The 16,081-nt window shown below is 63.0% G+C and carries 14 protein-coding genes and 3 pseudogenes; 10 read left to right on the plus strand and 7 right to left on the minus strand.

Annotated elements, in window-relative coordinates:
• Positions 1–83: 83 nt before the first annotated feature.
• The 5 genes and pseudogenes from JQ621_RS24845 to JQ621_RS36045 form a co-directional block, all read left to right on the plus strand.
• A complete protein-coding gene (locus tag JQ621_RS24845; protein WP_212237666.1) occupies positions 84–695 on the plus strand; it encodes a DUF1285 domain-containing protein in 612 nt (203 codons plus the stop codon).
• On the plus strand, positions 692–1,369 hold the full coding sequence (locus JQ621_RS24850; protein WP_212237668.1) for a CoA pyrophosphatase: 678 nt from the start codon (positions 692–694) through the stop codon (positions 1,367–1,369). The genes JQ621_RS24845 and JQ621_RS24850 overlap by 4 nt, the downstream gene beginning before the upstream one ends.
• Positions 1,366–1,629 (plus strand): DUF6111 family protein, encoded by a 264-nt coding sequence (locus tag JQ621_RS24855; protein WP_212237670.1) that lies wholly within the window; start codon positions 1,366–1,368, stop codon positions 1,627–1,629. The genes JQ621_RS24850 and JQ621_RS24855 overlap by 4 nt, the downstream gene beginning before the upstream one ends.
• A gap of 10 nt (positions 1,630–1,639) precedes the next feature.
• A complete protein-coding gene (locus JQ621_RS24860) occupies positions 1,640–2,896 on the plus strand; it encodes a CCA tRNA nucleotidyltransferase (RefSeq protein ID WP_212237672.1) in 1,257 nt (418 codons plus the stop codon).
• Positions 2,893–3,049, plus strand: a pseudogene (locus tag JQ621_RS36045) (sulfite exporter TauE/SafE family protein); the annotation flags it as partial. The gene JQ621_RS24860 and the pseudogene JQ621_RS36045, both read left to right, overlap by 4 nt.
• 117 nt (positions 3,050–3,166) lie before the next feature.
• Here the strand turns inward: JQ621_RS36045 and mdoH are convergent.
• Positions 3,167–5,308, minus strand: coding sequence for a glucans biosynthesis glucosyltransferase MdoH (gene mdoH, locus JQ621_RS24875; RefSeq protein ID WP_212237674.1), 2,142 nt, complete (start codon positions 5,306–5,308; stop codon positions 3,167–3,169).
• The gene (locus JQ621_RS24880; RefSeq protein ID WP_212237676.1) at positions 5,296–6,807 is read right to left on the minus strand and encodes a glucan biosynthesis protein G; all 1,512 of its coding nucleotides are present in this window, start codon (positions 6,805–6,807) and stop codon (positions 5,296–5,298) included. Before JQ621_RS24880 ends, mdoH begins: the two co-directional genes overlap by 13 nt.
• 67 nt (positions 6,808–6,874) lie before the next feature.
• Between JQ621_RS24880 and JQ621_RS35810 the strand changes: the two are divergent.
• Positions 6,875–6,973 (plus strand): annotated as a pseudogene (locus JQ621_RS35810) (sulfite exporter TauE/SafE family protein); the annotation flags it as partial.
• A gap of 19 nt (positions 6,974–6,992) precedes the next feature.
• Here JQ621_RS35810 and JQ621_RS24890 read toward each other — a convergent pair.
• Together JQ621_RS24890 and JQ621_RS24895 are read right to left on the minus strand one after the other, a co-directional pair.
• Positions 6,993–7,559 carry a hypothetical protein gene (locus JQ621_RS24890; protein ID WP_212237678.1) on the minus strand — a complete coding sequence of 189 codons (567 nt, stop codon included), beginning with the start codon at positions 7,557–7,559 and terminating at the stop codon, positions 6,993–6,995.
• A 49-nt stretch (positions 7,560–7,608) separates the two neighbouring features.
• Positions 7,609–7,939, minus strand: a pseudogene (locus tag JQ621_RS24895) (helix-turn-helix transcriptional regulator); the annotation flags it as partial.
• Positions 7,940–8,847: 908 nt separating this feature from the next.
• Between JQ621_RS24895 and JQ621_RS24900 the strand changes: the two are divergent.
• Both JQ621_RS24900 and JQ621_RS24905 read left to right on the plus strand, forming a co-directional pair.
• Positions 8,848–9,162, plus strand: coding sequence for an SRPBCC family protein (locus JQ621_RS24900; RefSeq protein ID WP_212237680.1), 315 nt, complete (start codon positions 8,848–8,850; stop codon positions 9,160–9,162).
• A gap of 26 nt (positions 9,163–9,188) precedes the next feature.
• Complete coding sequence (locus tag JQ621_RS24905) at positions 9,189–10,262, plus strand: TauD/TfdA family dioxygenase (RefSeq protein WP_212237682.1); 1,074 nt, start codon at positions 9,189–9,191, stop codon at positions 10,260–10,262.
• Positions 10,263–10,329: 67 nt separating this feature from the next.
• Here the strand turns inward: JQ621_RS24905 and JQ621_RS24910 are convergent, their stop codons facing one another.
• The gene (locus tag JQ621_RS24910) at positions 10,330–10,680 is read right to left on the minus strand and encodes a hypothetical protein (RefSeq protein WP_212237684.1); all 351 of its coding nucleotides are present in this window, start codon (positions 10,678–10,680) and stop codon (positions 10,330–10,332) included.
• A 202-nt stretch (positions 10,681–10,882) separates the two neighbouring features.
• Between JQ621_RS24910 and JQ621_RS24915 the strand changes: the two genes are divergently transcribed.
• A complete protein-coding gene (locus JQ621_RS24915; RefSeq protein ID WP_212237685.1) occupies positions 10,883–11,593 on the plus strand; it encodes a hypothetical protein in 711 nt (236 codons plus the stop codon).
• Between the two features lie 419 nt (positions 11,594–12,012).
• On the plus strand, positions 12,013–14,448 hold the full coding sequence (locus tag JQ621_RS24920; RefSeq protein WP_249125544.1) for an autotransporter outer membrane beta-barrel domain-containing protein: 2,436 nt from the start codon (positions 12,013–12,015) through the stop codon (positions 14,446–14,448).
• 251 nt (positions 14,449–14,699) lie between these two features.
• Here JQ621_RS24920 and JQ621_RS35815 read toward each other — a convergent pair whose 3' ends face one another.
• On the minus strand, positions 14,700–15,686 hold the full coding sequence (locus JQ621_RS35815) for an AraC family transcriptional regulator (protein ID WP_212237689.1): 987 nt from the start codon (positions 15,684–15,686) through the stop codon (positions 14,700–14,702).
• Between the two features lie 112 nt (positions 15,687–15,798).
• The coding region (locus JQ621_RS24930) for a hypothetical protein (RefSeq protein ID WP_212237691.1) at positions 15,799–16,081 on the minus strand (283 nt) is incomplete at its 5' end.

Raw genomic sequence — 16,081 nt, forward strand, 5'->3', positions numbered from 1 at the left:
CCGGACGAACCCGGGGTGGAACCGTAGACCTACGTACAATGTAGACCTGCACCAATCGTGCCAACGCAAAGTCAGGGCAAACCATGGCGAACCAAGGGCAGAACGCCGATCGCGGTCTCGAGGGGCTGACTGCCGCTGCCAAAAGTGCTGCCAATACCGAAGGCGCCAAAAAGGGCCTGCCTCCGGTGCATCTGTGGAATCCGCCGTTTTGCGGCGATCTCGACATCCGAATCGCTTCCGATGGTACTTGGTTCTACATGGGCACGCCAATCGGGCGTCACGCGCTGGTCCGCCTGTTCTCCACCATCCTGAAGCGCGAGGGCGACAAGCATTTCCTCGTTACGCCGGTGGAGAAGGTCGGCATCCGCGTCGACGACGCGCCGTTCATGGCGGTGGAGATGTTGAAGGGCGGCGAGGACAACCATCGCGTGCTGAGCTTCCGGACCAATGTCGACGACTGGGTCACCTGCGATGCCGCGCACCGGCTGCGCTTCGCGCAGGCGGCGGATGGCGGCCTGACGCCGTATTTGCATGTCCGCGCCGACCTCTGGGCCAAGGTCACCCGCGCGCTCTATTACGATCTGGTTGACATGGGCGAGGAGCGGATGGTCGATGGCCAGCCGATGTTTGGCGTCGAGTCGGCCGGCGAGTTCTTCGTCATGGCCGACGCGGACGAGGTGAGGGCCGCGCTTTGAACAAGCCGATCAAGAGCGACAAGAGCGAGCCCGCCCCCTTTCGTGCGGCGGATTTCTTCGCCCGCTCCAGGGCGAAGCTCGGCTTCGACGTGCCGCTAGGGCTGTTTGACCCGAACATCATCCCGGCCTCCGGTGATCCCGGCACCGACAAGATGCTCGAGATCGTCGCGCGCGAGCAGCCGGTGCGGCCAGCGGCGGTGCTGATCGCGGTGGTCGACCATCCCGAGCCGACCATCCTCTTGACGCAGCGTTCGGCGCATCTCAACGACCACGCCGGCCAGATCGCCTTTCCCGGCGGCAAGATCGACGCGACCGATTCCTCGCCGCTCGATGCCGCGCTGCGCGAGGCCGAGGAGGAGGTCGGGCTCTCGAGGGATTTCGTCGAGCCGATCGGCTATCTCGATCTCTACGCCACCGCCTTCGGCTTCCGCATCCTGCCGACGGTCGCAAGGGTCAGGCCCGGCTTCCAGCTCACCATCAACCATTCCGAGGTTGATGACGCATTCGAAGTGCCGCTATCCTTCCTGATGAATCCGGCGAACCACCAGGTGCACAGCAAGGAATTCCGCGGCATGGAGCGGTTTTACTATGCGATGCCGTTTGCGGAGCGCTACATCTGGGGTGCGACGGCCGGAATGCTGCGTGTGCTGTATGAGCGGATCTATTCATCATGATCCGGGCGGTTCTGACCGAGATCGGAATCTTCCTCATTCCTTTTGCCGTCTATGCGCTGTTCCTGGCCGCCACGCGGTCCGGCCTGTTCGTGCAATCGTCGTGGCCGATCACCATCGTCGCGCGGCTGGTGCTGGCCGCGCTCGTTCTCGTCATCGCCGGGCTGATCGGCCTTGCGCATTTCTCCGGCGCTGCGCCGAACTCGACCTACGTTCCCGCCCATGTCGAGAACGGCAGGCTCGTGCCGGGCGTGGAAAGATAAGGGCCGGACGATGAGCGCGGAGCCGATCCTTGCTGGTGCGCCCTGGCTGACCTCAGGCGGGACGGCCCGCGTCCTGGAACTGCTCAACGCCGGCGGCGACGAAGCGCGCGTCGTCGGCGGCACCGTCCGCAACGCGCTGCTCGGCCTGCCTCCGGGCGACATGGATATCGCGACCACGGCGCTGCCGGAGGAGGTGGTGCGGCGTGCGAAGAGCGCCGGCATCAAGAGCGTGCCGACCGGCATCGAGCACGGCACCATCACCCTCGTCATCGACGGCGAGCCCTATGAGGTGACGACGCTGCGGGAGGACACCGAGACCTTCGGCCGCAAGGCCAAGGTCGTGTTCGGCCGCGACTGGGTGAAGGACGCCGAGCGGCGCGACTTCACCATGAACGGCCTGTCGGTCGATGCTGCCGGAATCGTCTACGACTATGTCGGCGGCATCGCGGATGCGAGGGCGCGGCGCGTGCGCTTCATCGGCGCACCCGACCAGCGCATCGCCGAGGATTATTTGCGCATCCTGCGCTTCTTCCGCATCCACGCCGCCTTCGGGACCGGTGAGCCCGACCGCGACGGCACTCTCGCCTGCATCCGCGGCCGCGCCGGTCTCGCCACGCTCTCGGCCGAGCGCGTCCGCATGGAGATGCTGAAGCTGCTGGTGACGGAGGGCGCCTCCGCCGCCGCGCTGGCGATGGCCGATGCCGGATTGCTGCAGGCGACGATCGGCGGCGTCGCCTATACCGGACCGCTGACGGCGATGATCGCGATCGAGCGCGCGCTCGGCCTGCAGGCCAGCGCGACGCGGCGCCTCGCTGCATTGACCGTGGCCGTGACCGAGGACGCCAAGCGCGTTGCCACGCGCCTGCGGCTCTCGAACGCCGAGGCCAAGGCGCTGGACTCGATGGGCCATCGCTGGTGGCGCTTCGCCGCCATGGACGAGGCGCGCGCGCGGCGGCTGCTCTACCGGCTCGGCCCCGAGCGCTATCGCGATCGGGTGTTGCTGGGCTGGGCACGCGCCGATGGCGAGGTCAACGCGTCGCGCTGGCGCGAACTCGCCGAGCTGCCGCAACGCTGGACCGCGCCGAAATTCCCGCTTCGCGCCGCCGACTTCATCGCTCGCGGCATGGCCGAAGGGCCTGCGCTCGGGCATGTGTTGACGCTCGCCGAGGATGCCTGGCTTGCGGCGGATTTTCCTCGGGACGACGCCGTGCTCGATTCCATCGCCGATCAGGCCATCGCGCGCGTCACCCGCGATCAGAAAAATTGACCATCGTCTCGGGCTTCGCCGACATATCCCGATGGTCCAGCTTCTGCTGGTTGCAATGATGGCGTTGTTCCGATCATTGGTGGTCTTGCCGGCTGCGGCACCGGCGCGTCGATGCCCTGGGTGCTGGTGCCGCTGGTCGAGCGGATGCCGGTACACATCCACACCGCGATCCTCGACATCGCCGTGATCAGCGGCGGGCGGGTGATGATCTCGGCGGCGGCAAAGCAGCTGATCTGACAGACCATCGCAGCCTGGGTAGCGCCTGGATCGCTACCCTTGCTTGCCCGGGGGCATCTCAAGAACCCTCCTGAGCAGCGTGGGATGGCCAAGAACAGCGAGCAATTCTCGCTTGTCGAGCCATGTCGCGGCATCCTCCAGGCTTTCGCATTCCGCGACCTTGGCGGTCGCAGTCGCAAGATGCACGTTGATGGCGCCAAACCTGCGGGGGCTGGCAAGCGGAAGCGAGTCCAAATGCTCGCCCAGCAGCTCCGGGTCCCGCTTGAGCTGTCGCAGGGCTCCGGGCATTTCGGCGGGCGCGGATGCAGCAAGCTCGTTCGCACGGCGCACCACGGCAGGCGTGTCGTTGGTCTCCGGCGTGGCAAAGACGCCGGGCGACCTCAATCGCGAGGACGTCATGATCCCGAGCGGGATTGAGAGCAGCAGACCCAGCACCATGGGCGACATCCAGAGCAGCAGCGGCAAAGAGACGGCATAGGCGCACAGCGACAGGGCCAAGCCGCAGAGTGTCGGCCCGGTGAGCTTTCGATAGATCTCGCCGCGGGCGAGTTGTCCGTCGCTTCGGCGTTGCACCTGCCAGCCCGCGTCTCGGCCCACGAGAATTTCCATGACGGCCTTGGTCTGGAGGATCATCATGCAGGGAGCCAGCAATGCCGCCACGAACGTCTCGCAAACGACCCCGGCCAGAACACGAAAGCTTCCTGCAAATCCGGTCCGCTCGTCACGATTGCTGATCAGCACCAGATAAGCCAGCAGCTTCGGCAGGACGAGAAGTCCCATTGTCGCGGCAAAGACCCAGGCCGCAAGCACCGGGTCCTGTTGCGGCCAGGTGGGAAACAAACTGAAGCCCTTCGGAAAGTATTCGGGCCGGATGAAGTACGCCTGCAGCGAAATGAGCAGACCGACCAACAGGAACAGAAGCCAAAGCGGCGCCGTCACGTAGGATCCAATGCCGGTGAGCAGGTGCAGCCGTGACACCCAGTGCAGCCCGCGCGTGGGCAGCACCGCGAGATGCTGCAAATTGCCCTGGCACCACCGGCGGTCTCTTCCCGCAAAATCCAGCAGCGACGGCGGCACCTCTTCGAAGCTGCCGCGAATGGCCGGGACCATGTAGATCGCCCAGCCGGCGCGGCGCATCAACGCGGCCTCGACGAAATCATGGCTGAGGATGTGTCCGCCGAAAGGTTTGCGACCGCGCAGTTCCGGCAGCCCGGCCTCCGCAGCGAAGGCCTTGAGCCGGATGATGGCGTTGTGGCCCCAATAGTTGCCGTCGCCACCGTGCCACCAGGCATTGCCCGCCGTGATGAGGGGGCCGTACACACGCCCGGCAAATTGCTGCAGCCTGCTGAACAGGGTACGCGCGTTGACGATGACGGGCTGCGTCTGGATCAGCGCGCAAGTGGGGTTGCGTTCCATTGCGTGCACGAGGCGAACGATCGTATCACCCTCCATCAGGCTGTCCGCATCGAGAACGATCATGTGATCATAGGCCGCGCCAAACCTGGTGACCCAGTCGGCGATGTTGCCGGACTTCCGCGCGGTATTGTCGGAGCGGTGCCGGTAGTACAGCCGATCTCCACCGCAGGCGCGGCACAGAGCGATGAAGGCCATCTCTTCGCTGATCCAGATGTCCGGGTCGGTCGTATCGCTCAGCAGGAACCAATCGAATTGTTGGCAATAACCGGTCGCGTCGATGGATTCGTAGATCGCGCGCAGCCGCGCCATGACATGATGCGGATCCTCGTTATAGGTCGGCAGCAGCATCGCGGTGCGCGAGGTGACGTGAGGCAGCGGGCCTGTCGTGACGATCTGCAGGCTGGGCTGCCGGCGCGTCAGCAGCACGAATAATCCGGCGAGGGCGGACATGAACGAGAACGCGACCCAGGCGAGCAGCACGAGGAACAGACCAAGCAGCAGCGCCTCGAGCGATGTCACACCGCCGACTTTCACCACGTCGTACATGCCGTAGCCGCCGGCAAGCGTCAGCAAGGCGGTGCCGACGAAGATGAAGAGACGGCGAACAATCAAAGTGGTCCCGGCATGCAGCGGCGAATGCCTGACTTCAGCCGCGCGGTCGAGCCGACACGGCAGCATCGAGAGCGGGGTTTCCGGCGGCAGGAACGGGCGCTCGGGGGCGCGTCGCAGCTGTGCCTGCGACTGCTTCAGGGCGTCCATCGATAGATCCATACTTCGGAGACCGGCGCATCATTCTGCGCCAGGAAGGCACGCAGTTCGATCGACGCCTGCCCCTTGACCGAACATTGGAAACTCAGACGCCATCCGCCGGTCACGGGATTTGGTTGCGTGACGATGTTGCTGATGTCGGCTTTTTCAGCGGTCACCACCCCCTTGATGGCCTTGGGATCAACCCCTTTGAGGTGGTCGCCCATCAGTTCCAGGACGAACAGCTTGCTGTCGTCTCCCCGGCTGCCAATGCCCGTTCGGGTAAATCGCGCGAGTGCGTCGGCCTTCGGCGCGTCCGTGCCCCAGTGCAGTCGATAGGTAAAGATGTGTTCGCTCTTTGCCGTCAGAGGCTGCTGCGGTTGCCAGAGCGCGGCGATATTGTCGTGGACCTCCTCCTTGGTCGGAATCTCGAACAGTTTCACGGCACCTTCGCCCCAATCGCCGATCGGCTCGAACCAGAGGCTTGGGCGCGTCTCGAAACTGGATTCCAGATCCTGATAAGCGAGATAGTTTCGTTCCCGCTGCATGAGGCCGAAGCCGCCCGGATTGACGTCGGCAAAACTGCTGACCTGCAGATCGTGCGGATTGTTGAGCGGTCGCCAGAGCTGCTCACCTCTGCCGTTGAAGATCGAAAGTCCATCCGAATCGTGAACGGCGGGGCGGAAATCGTCGAAATCCTTTCGATCGTTCGGACCGAAGAAGAACATGCTGGTCATCGGCGCAAGCCCGGCGTGCTCGAGGTCGATCCGCGGATAGAGCGCCATCTCGACGTCGAAAACAGTGGTTTGGCCGGGCCGAATGGTGAAACGGTAGCTTGCGGCCGCGCTCTTGCTGTCGAGCAGCGCGTGGACCACCATCGAGGAGGCATTCGGGGCCGGCTTCTCCAGCCAGAAGGCCTTGAACACCGGGAACTCTTCGCCTTTGCTTTCGCCGGTATCGATCGCAAGCCCCCGCGCCGACAGACCATAGGTCTGTCCTTTCGCAACGGCCCGGAAATAGCTTGCGCCGAGGAAGACGCAAAGTTCGTCGTAATAATCCGGTTTGTTGATCGGGGCATGGATGCGGAAGCCGGCGAAGCCGAGATCGGCATCCGGCCATTGTCCGAGGCCCTCGCCGAACGAGAAGTCATCGCGCCGGTACGAGACCGGCGTGACGCTCCTGTCCGCCACCTGAAAGATGTCCACCCTGTTCTTGTAAAAGAAGCCGCGGTGGAAAAACTGAACTTCGAATGGCAGCTTTTCTGCGCGCCACAGCGCCTTTTCAGGCGCGAAACGAATAGACCGGTATTGGTCGTAGTTGAGAGTCTTCAGCGCATCCGGCAGCTTCTCGTCCGGAGCCGCGAACGGCTTGGCCGCAAGCGCGCGCGCCAGCTCGCGCACATAGGATGGGCTGAAGGGCGGCGCGGCGCTGGGCTGAGCGTCCGCGGCCCGCGGTAATATGGCTGCAGCTGAAACTGCGGCCGATCCGCGAAGAAGTTGTCGGCGGTTCACACGGGGGTCTCCTGGTTCGGAACAAGTGCAAACGATCCATGTTCCCCGGAGTTCCATTCCCGCTTCTGCGGCTTTCGGCCTCGCCGGCGCCGTGACCGCGCAAGTGCTTGCCTTCGCGCTCCTGATCGGCGGCATCGCCAATCCCGGCGCGTTCCTGGCAAATGCCGTCGCCTGAATTGGCTTGCTCAGCGCGCAGTCGCATCGGGCGCAGCGTTCAGCGGCGCGCCACCGACCGAGATCGGACCCGTCGGGGTCGCCGCACGCGGCGGCTTCTTTTGTTTGGGGACGACGCGTGCTGCCGGAGCTGGCGCGACAGGAGGCGCCGAGGCGGGTGGCATCGACGCAGCAGGCCCGGGCGACGGAAATTGTGCGACCGGTGACTGCGGGGCCGGGCTCTTCAGCGCGTCGATCTTCGAGCTGAGGTTGGCAAGCTGATTGACGATCGCCTTCAGCTGCTCTTGCTGGTCGGCGACGGCCTTCTCCATCGCAGCCAGGTCGTCATTCGACTTTTGCTGCGCGGCGAGCAGGTCCGTGATGACCGCTTTGTCATTCGCGTTGCCATCGGTGTCCCCGGTCTCGCGCCCCCCGGACGGAATGACCAATCCCGGGTTCAGCCAGACAAAACAAGCCCCAGCGCCTGCGAGCGCAACGACCACGGCCACGAGGAGCGCAAGCGGCCAGCGGCGACGTGGCGGGGGAAGGAAGGGCGGTGGCTCCTGGACTGGCCAGCCTGAGGACGATTCGGAATTCATCCGAATTTCCTAGTCAGCCTTTTCGCTCAACGCAATTGGCGGTTCGGTCTTCGGGCAGCACGGCGGCGATCTTCGCAAGCCCGTTCTGCGCCGCTTTCCGAGCGGCTCATCCGGCTGCGCCGCAACCCATCGACCAGCACAAGCGCTTCGATCTCCTCTTCCGAGAACATCAGCGGCGGCAACATGAAGCCCGGCCGCAGGACATAGCCAATGCCGGCCTCGCCATCGATATGGGCCCCCTGACCCTTCAGCGTTTCGATGTACGGATAGATCGTCCGCATCGAGACGCCGAGTTCGTCGGCCAGCCGGTCCGCCGCGACAGGCCCTCGGTGACTGCGCAACAGCTGGATCACGTCCAAGAGGCGCTGAGCGCGCGACATGACCGGCCATATCACGGCAAGCTGTCAGATTCCGTCAGCACGCTGGTGATGATTTCGGCGGCGGTGAGCGCACCCTGTCTGACGTCTGCTTCTGATCCCAAGAGGGCATTCCGCATGGCTCGAAACCTTCGAGCCATGCGATCTGTCTTTGGTCGGGCCGGCGGGCGGCGTGGACTAGTGGCGGCTTGATTGCTCTGCGACCTGCTTTTCGCCGGCCAGCTTGCCTCCAGCCAGCAGGCTCGTGCAAATCCACCGAGACTCTCTGGGTGTTGCGCCGAGGAAGGCCTTGGTTTCGACGCACTGCGCGTAGGTATTGTAGGTCAGCGTGTCTCGGCACGTTGTCGAGAAATGCGTGGTAAAGGGCTCAGAGCCACTACTAAAGCTGCATCCAACCCAGGGAGCGTTGCCGACCCTGTAACTGGTTTCGCAACCACCGTTGCAGCTGCTGGCCGATCGCTCCAGCGTGGCAAGCCTGCCCATGGTTGAACCCGGGGCGAATACCGGCCGTTGAGCGGTCGATGAGCCTGATGCCCGTGGATGGTGGTGGTGGGACGTTGCGGTCGTTGGCCCCTGCGTCGGCACAACGGCTTGTCTTGCCTTCGGCGCTTCAACCGAGACGGCGGGAAGCGAGGAGTTTGGTGTGGGTTGCGACATTGCCGTGCCTGATGTGCTGCACAGCAAGACGGCTGACAAGGTAAAGACGACTGACGGCACGGCGAAGCCTAATGACGATCGCATAAGGTACCTCCCCAAATCCGGGACGGAACAGCCGTCCCGACAGCCATGGATTGTATCAGATTAACCCGATACCAGCCATGCACGGAGCGCAGGTGGCTTGTCGGAAATCGACTGTTCGGGCCGTCTGACAGCAGCCTGACGTGTTGTCGGCATAGAAGCAGGAAACGGAGATGGACGAGCTAAACCGGACGCACACATCTTCCCGCCTGATCTCCGCTAGTTCGGCTCGCATCTATAGCGCCTGCATTCAGCCGGAAGAGCTTGTGTGCTGGATCGCTCCCGAAGGCGCCGAAGCTGCAATCGAGCAATTCGAAGCCAGAGAGGGAGGCAACTTCGAGATCATCCTGTCGTTCGGGAGTGAGATCGAAAATTTGCCTCGCTCTCAGTTGAACGACGGTTGCCCTCGGTCGGCCCGTGCATTGCGCCTGGCCAAGTTGCAAACGAGCGGTCGCCACAATATCGTCAGGCGTCAGATGCGCTTCTGACGACCAATCTCCCCAGGAGCTACAGCATGAACGCGGTCTCAGCCCCCGGCGGGATCAATCTGCCTCCGGGCAAGATCGACATCCCGTCCGCCTGGCGAGGCGCCGAAATGAAGGCCAGCCCCGATCGTTGGTTGAAAACGCTCACGGCCAGCGAGATCGCGGAGCTCGAGCACGCGGCCGAATCCTATCTTGCTCGGAGCAGGAACATCGCCGGGATCACGAAGCAGAGCTTTCCGCTTCCGCAACTCGGCGCGCACCTGGAGCAGCTCAAGACGACGCTGCTGACCGGCCTGGGTTTCGAAGTCATCCGCGGCCTGCCGGTCGCAAACTACAGCCAGGAGTTTGCCGCGACGATTTTTTGCGGCGTCGGCGCGCATCTCGGCTCGGCGCGATCGCAGAACGCAGCGGGACACATTCTCGGCCACGTCCGCGACGTCGGCGCGGATGCGAAGGATCCGAACGTCAGGATCTATCAGACCTCGGAACGGCAAACGTTCCACACGGATTCGTCCGACGTGGTGGGGCTGCTCTGCATTCGCGAGGCGATGGAGGGAGGCGACTCTCTCCTGGTCAGCACCTCGACCATCTACAACGAGATGTTTGCCAGACGCCCCGACCTTGCCGCCCTGTTGTTCGACCCAATCGCGACGGACCGGCGCGGCGAGGTACCTGAGAACGAAAAGCCGTATCTCGAAATTCCGGTGCTGAACTGGCATGAAGGGTTTCTGACCGGGTTCTATCAGCGCCAGTATATCGACAGCGCGCAGCGCTTTCCCGATGCGCCCAGACTGACGCCGGCTCATATCGAGGCGCTCGATCTGTTTGACGCGATCGCAAACGATCCCGACCTGCATTTTGGCATGCGGCTTCAGCCGGGAGACATGCAGTTCGTCTACAACCATGCCTTGCTGCACGATCGGACCGGATTCCGCGATTGGCCCGATGCCAACCAGGAGCGTCATCTCCTGCGCCTTTGGCTCAGCATGGAAGGCGACCGGCCGCTGCCCGATTGCTTCAAGCAGCGCTATGGTTCGATCGAGATCGGCAACCGGGGCGGCATCATCACCAAAGGGACCAGTCTCAACGTTCCGCTGGATTGATGGCCGAACTCAAAATTCGCGCTCACCCCAATGGCTGCGCCTTCGAAATCACGCGGGCCCGGGTCCTCTATGGGCCATGCAAGCTGCCCAGAAACTGCTGCTTTTCGCCGGGCGCGTAACCCTGGCACGCGCCGTAATAGGCTTCGTGGTCACAGGAGGACGTCGACCCGAATTGCGCCGGCGGCTGAGCCGGCGTGTAGGCAAAGCTCGAGGCAGGATTTGTGGCGCCCTGATCGGTGCGAACAGCGGCGTGCCGGTGCGTGTGATGCAAGCTCGCCGCATTCGCAATGCCGGACAGCGCGATCAAAAAGCTCAAGGCCAGGATAGAACGCATCGCTTTTTCTCCAGATGCCGTTGCCTCCTTTAATTGGCGCTCGATCGCAAAGCCCCAACACATGCCGGCATCACGACTGGTCACATCCGCGGCATTGCGGCGCTGAGAGAAATCGTGCCAGCACCTTCCCGGTTCGCCTGGCGCTGAGTCTGGTGCCGCTATGCCAGCAGGAGGTCGGTGTGCAGGTGAACCGTATCATTGACCGGCGGCGCCTCGGCCATTAACTCGCCCGGCACGATTTTTCTGCCATCAGCTCGAGGCTGTTTCGACTAATGCGGGATCCACGATGAAAGCTTTCCCGATACGGCTTGCAATTGCCGCCGCGGCTTCATGTCTCTTGTTTGGTTCCAACGCCGTTGCGTTCACGCCCTATTCCTTTTCCGATCATCCCTCGCAGGACGGGCGCTGTGTCGGCGACGCCGGCGTCGGCGACATTGATCGGTCGGAGCAGGCCTGTCTGGAGCAGGTTAGCGAACTGGCCAAGCGCGTCGGCCCTGGTTTGCAATTGAAGTTCAGGAACGGGGCGACGAGAAGTTATCTCAACGAGGACGCGAAGTGTCGGAGCAACGACGCCGAGGGCTGCGTCAAATATCAGCTGACGGGGTATTTTCCCGAGCACGACCTTGTCCTGATCGAGGTCGAATATTGGGAGGGTGCGAGCTGGCTCTTGGTGAGGGCCGCCACTGGTGACGCCACGGAAATCGTTTCGCCCCCGCACTACTCGCCGGACAGGCGTTGGCTTGCGTCGGTTGCCTCGTCGATTGGCCCCTCCGGGCCTCCCGATGGAATGGATGTCGTTCCGAGCACGCCCGATCCAGCCCTCAAGGAATGGCACTATCGTACGCCTGATAATGGGGAGTGGCTCTATGAATTTGCCGGCTGGGACGGAAACACGCGCATCGAGCTTCTTGCATCGTCAATGAAAGACCCGCAACGAAGCGCTTTGACGTCCATCGAGCTCCGGAATGGCGAATGGCGGCTGACAGAGCCTCGGTGAGGACAGGACGATTTCCGCTGCGGACCCATCGCAGACGCCGAGCTTCTATCGGCCGATCTTCTTGATGCAAGTGCGGGTGCTGCTCGGCTGAGCGGTGCAATTCCAGTCGGGCCCAAAGCCCGAGCCCGCGTGGCTCCGGTTCGCCGAAGGCATTTCCGGAGCCGTACCGCCTGTGGCCCCATCACAACACATCGCACCAGAGATGCCGCGATTTCTCTCGCGGCAGAGCTGAGTTCGCGGTGGTCCAAGACAATTGGCAGGGCTTTGTAGTTTGCAGATGTCAGTCGCTGGAATCGGTCGCCTTGAGCAAATCGGAAAACGTTGCTTGTGCGTCGCGCTGTTCCGGCACGCACATAGCCAGGAGCGTCGTCGCGTCAGCGATCGACGCCATGCACGCGAAGCCAGATCGAGGAATTGGAATGCATATCCAAGTGAATTTTTGCAACACTGGCTTTCGGGTCGCCGCAACGGCCGCTACACTGGTTCTCTTCACGGCGATGCCGGCGGCAGCGCAGAGCATCTGGGGCGGGATCGGCTCCACCACGGCGACCAGCGACTACAATCTCGGCTCCAACTGGAGCAATCCGCCCGTCGGCGCGCCACCCGTCAGCGCCAGCCAAGCTGCATTTTTCAGCAGCACGGGCTCCTCGACGGTTACGGTAACGGCCCCAATCGCCGTCAGCGACTGGACCTTCGTCGCCAACTCGCAGTCCTATACCGTGACCGGAGAGGCGATCAATTTCGGTCTTGGCGGATTGACGAACAGCGCAAGCGCCGGTCACGTGATTTCAATATCGAACAATCTGGGCGGGGCCGGGGTGCAAGTTGTGCAGGCTAACACAGGCACACTCATTCTCAGTGGCTCGAACACCTACACCGGCGATACCTTTATCAATTCAGGCATGTTGGCCTTGACCGGAACGGGCAGCATTGCCGCGTCGAGCAAGGTTGTGGATAACGCCAACCTCGATTTCTCGCTCACGACCGTGGATTCGTCGATCAAGTCGCTGGCTGGGACCACTGCCACCGCCAATGTAGTCTTGGGCAACCACACGCTCACGCTGACCGCGGCGAACGATGGCTTCTTCGGTGTCGTCAGCGGCGATGGTGCGCTTGCTCTGAGCGCCGGAACGGAGACCCTGGGCGGCATAAATACCTATCTCGGGACGACGACGATCAATGGCGGCACACTCATCATCGACGGATCGATTGCGACGTCGCCGCTGACGACCGTCAATTCCGGCGGAACGTTGGCCGGCACCGGCACCGTCGGTAACACCACAGTCAACAGCGGCGGCGCGTTCGCGCCAGGCAACGGCACGGCCGGCTCGTCGATGACCGTAAGCGGCAATCTTGCGTTTCAGTCGGGCGCGCTGTATTTGATCGCGCTCAGTCCAGCGACATCGTCATTCGCCTCCGTTTCCGGTACCGCGACCCTGGGCGGCGCCACGGTCGGCGCCAGCTTCGCCGCCGGCAGCTACGTCGCCAAGCAATACACGATCCTGACGGCAGCAAGCGTCAGCGGCACCTTCAATCCCGCAACCGCGAACACCAACCTGCCGTCCGGCTTCACGACATCGCTGAGCTATGACGCGACGCACGCCTATCTCAACCTCGCTCTTAATCTCAGTCCAGCGCCCGGCAAGTCCGCCGGCCTCAACATCAACCAGCAGAACGTCGCAAACGCCGTCGTCGGATTCTTCAACAGTACGGGCTCCATTCCGATGGTGTTCGGCGGGCTGTCCCCGGCCGGCTTGACCCAGATTTCCGGCGAACTCCCGACCGGATCGCAGCAGGCAACCTTCGACGCCATGACCCAGTTCATGGGCGTGATGTCGGATCCGTTCGTCGCCGGCCGCGGCGACAGGATGAGCGCAGGGGCGAGCGCGACGTCTTTTGTGGAAGAATTCGATGCCGCTAACGCCTTCGCGACGAAAGACCCGCCCCGCAGCCAAAGCCAGCGCGACGCTTACGCCGCGATCTATCGCAAGGCCGCCCCGGCGATGTCGTTTCATCCGGGATGGAGCGTCTGGGCCGCCGGCTACGGTGGTTCGCAAACAACGAGTGGCAACGCGACACTGGGATCGAACTCGGCAAACAGCAGCCTCGGCGCGACGGCGGTCGGTGCAGATTACCGGTTCTCGCCCAACACCATTGCGGGCTTTGCGCTCGCCGGAGGCGGCACAAGTTTCAGCGTCATCAACGCCGGCTCCGGACGGTCGGACCTTTTTCAGGCTGGCGCATTTGTCCGTCACACAGTCGGAGCGGCCTATCTCACGGGTGCGCTGGCCTATGGCTGGCAGGATATCACCACCAACCGCGCGGTCGCCGTTGCCGGCATCGACCAGTTGCAGGCCCACTTCGACGCGAATGCGTTTTCGGGCCGGATCGAAGGCGGCTATCGGTTTGTCACGCCCTGGATGGGGGTGACGCCCTATGCCGCGGCGCAATTCGCGACCTTTGATCTGCCGGCCTATGCCGAGCGGGCAACCACCGGCTCCAATAATTTTGCGCTTGCCTACGGCGCGAGGAGCGTGACCGACCCCCGTAGCGAAGTCGGGGTACGCACCGACAAGTCATGGGCCATGCCGGAGTCGATCTTCACGCTGCGCGGACGCCTGGCCTGGGCGCACGACTACAATCCCGACCGCAGCATCGGCGCGACCTTCCAGACCCTGCCGGGCGCATCCTTTGTCGTCAACGGCGCGAAACAGGCAACCGATGCGGCGCTCGTCACCGCATCCGCCGAAACGAAATGGATGAACGGCTGGTCCGCCGCCGCCACCTTCGAGGGCGAGTTCTCCAACGTCACTCGCAGCTACGCCGGCAAGGGCGTCGTACGCTATCAGTGGTGATATTCCGGCTCCGCGGAGCGTCGCTTGTTGTCCGTGCCTCCGGGCTGGATGAGCGCATGAATGGCGGGCCACGAGCGACGATGATGAGCAATGTTGCTTCGCCGTAGCGCTAACCAGAACAAACGGATGCTGCACAATCCAGTAATTGGGCGAATGACCATTGTTCGGTGACGTCGATGTCGTTCGCAAGGAAAATATTGGCGTCACGGCCCTGATACATCGTGTGCAGCAATTGGTGGTCCATCGTTCATTCATCGCTCGTTTTGCAGTCGTTGCCCGGCAGCGGCCCGAACCCCAGACGGTGTATCGCCGAAGCGGCGGCGAAACGCGCGGTTGAAGTAAGACAGATCGGCAAATCCGGCTTCCTGGGCAATGGCACTGATCTTCCAGCCATGCTGGCGCGGATCGCGCAACAGTACCGCAGCCTGCTCAAGGCGTTTGTCCAGGAGATGCTGGGTAAAGCTGCAGCCAGTTTCTTCCAACAGCATGTGCAAATAGCGGGGTGTAATGCCCAATTGAGCGGCGACGGCGGCTGGGTCAAGGCCGGGATCGCCAAATTGCTGAGAGATGATGCGCAGGATCGCCGCGCGGCGCGCCGCGCGCGCGCCGCGCTGTTCCGCAATCTCGCGGGTCTCGCCCTCGGCGCCAAGCGCCAGCGCAGCGAGATCCAGGACATGTTCGCCATAGAGCTCAGCGGCGCGAGATCCATCCGATAGCGGGAGAGCGCGCGCGGTGTCGATGTAGCTGAACAGCAACCGCCGGGCAGTGTCGTCGCCGCTCAGCAGCGATCCTCCGTTGGGCAGGCGCCGCAACCGCTTCGACAAGACCGGCCTCGGGATATTGATGGATGAAAAATGGGTCTCTGAATCCAGGCGAAAACTTCCAGTATTTCTCCAGTCGCAAATAACCGCGTCGCCGGGCGCAAGTCGAATTGCTTCATCGCGCTGCGTCGAAACCGGCCGTCCGCTGCGGCACATGTGGATGACGAAGGAGTCGTTGCTGTCGGCGAGCATGTTCTGGGTTCGGAAGAGGTCCAGTGGCGAGGCAATGATCGAACCAACCACAATCGGGCCGACCGCCTGTCGATGCAATTCTGCGCGAAACGTCCCGATGCCTCGCCTGGCAACATCAAGCGAGCCATTGCGGCGAATGATCTCGTCGCGGAAAATGTCAAACCGGTCCTGCTCCGGAAATCCGTCTGTCCTGAAAAGCTCTCGGTTCGACGGCGCGGTCGGCATACGAAAAGTCCTGTGCTCGGAGACGAAAGAGTCAGATCGCGTTCGGACATCACGTCGGTCGTGCAGACACGACGTCACCCGGCGGCGACCATGCCCAATTGTAACGGTGAACTTATCGGCTGTTCAACTCGATCCATTTCCCTGTAAGCACGGGCCAGTTCTCTACATGCATAGTCGGGGCCGCGCCGGATGCGGCTCCATCGCAACAGCTCGTGTCCCCGGTGGCGGTGTAGCTCGGTGGAGCAAAGCCGCCCGGAAACGCCAAGACGGAACGCATCGCTTTTTCTCCAGATGCCGTTGCCTCCTTTAATTGGCGCTCGATCGCAAAGCCCCAACACATGCCGGCATCACGACTGGTCACATCCGCGGCATTGCGGCGCTGAGAGAAATCGTGC

The sequence above is a fragment of the Bradyrhizobium manausense genome, assembly GCF_018129685.1.
Classification (GTDB): domain Bacteria; phylum Pseudomonadota; class Alphaproteobacteria; order Rhizobiales; family Xanthobacteraceae; genus Bradyrhizobium; species Bradyrhizobium manausense_D.

What these genes read in the sequence shown, in the direction of transcription:
- JQ621_RS24855 (WP_212237670.1), top strand. Translation starts at nt 1,366, where the DNA reads ATGATCCGGGCGGTTCTGACCGAGATCGGAATCTTCCTCATTCCTTTT.
- JQ621_RS24900 (WP_212237680.1), top strand. Translation starts at nt 8,848, where the DNA reads ATGGACGAGCTAAACCGGACGCACACATCTTCCCGCCTGATCTCCGCT.
- JQ621_RS24915 (WP_212237685.1), top strand. Translation starts at nt 10,883, where the DNA reads ATGAAAGCTTTCCCGATACGGCTTGCAATTGCCGCCGCGGCTTCATGT.
- JQ621_RS24920 (WP_249125544.1), top strand. Translation starts at nt 12,013, where the DNA reads ATGCATATCCAAGTGAATTTTTGCAACACTGGCTTTCGGGTCGCCGCA.
- JQ621_RS24890 (WP_212237678.1), bottom strand. Translation starts at nt 7,559, where the DNA reads ATGAATTCCGAATCGTCCTCAGGCTGGCCAGTCCAGGAGCCACCGCCC.
- JQ621_RS24860 (WP_212237672.1), top strand. Translation starts at nt 1,640, where the DNA reads ATGAGCGCGGAGCCGATCCTTGCTGGTGCGCCCTGGCTGACCTCAGGC.
- JQ621_RS35815 (WP_212237689.1), bottom strand. Translation starts at nt 15,686, where the DNA reads ATGCCGACCGCGCCGTCGAACCGAGAGCTTTTCAGGACAGACGGATTT.
- JQ621_RS24905 (WP_212237682.1), top strand. Translation starts at nt 9,189, where the DNA reads ATGAACGCGGTCTCAGCCCCCGGCGGGATCAATCTGCCTCCGGGCAAG.
- mdoH (WP_212237674.1), bottom strand. Translation starts at nt 5,308, where the DNA reads ATGGACGCCCTGAAGCAGTCGCAGGCACAGCTGCGACGCGCCCCCGAG.
- JQ621_RS24845 (WP_212237666.1), top strand. Translation starts at nt 84, where the DNA reads ATGGCGAACCAAGGGCAGAACGCCGATCGCGGTCTCGAGGGGCTGACT.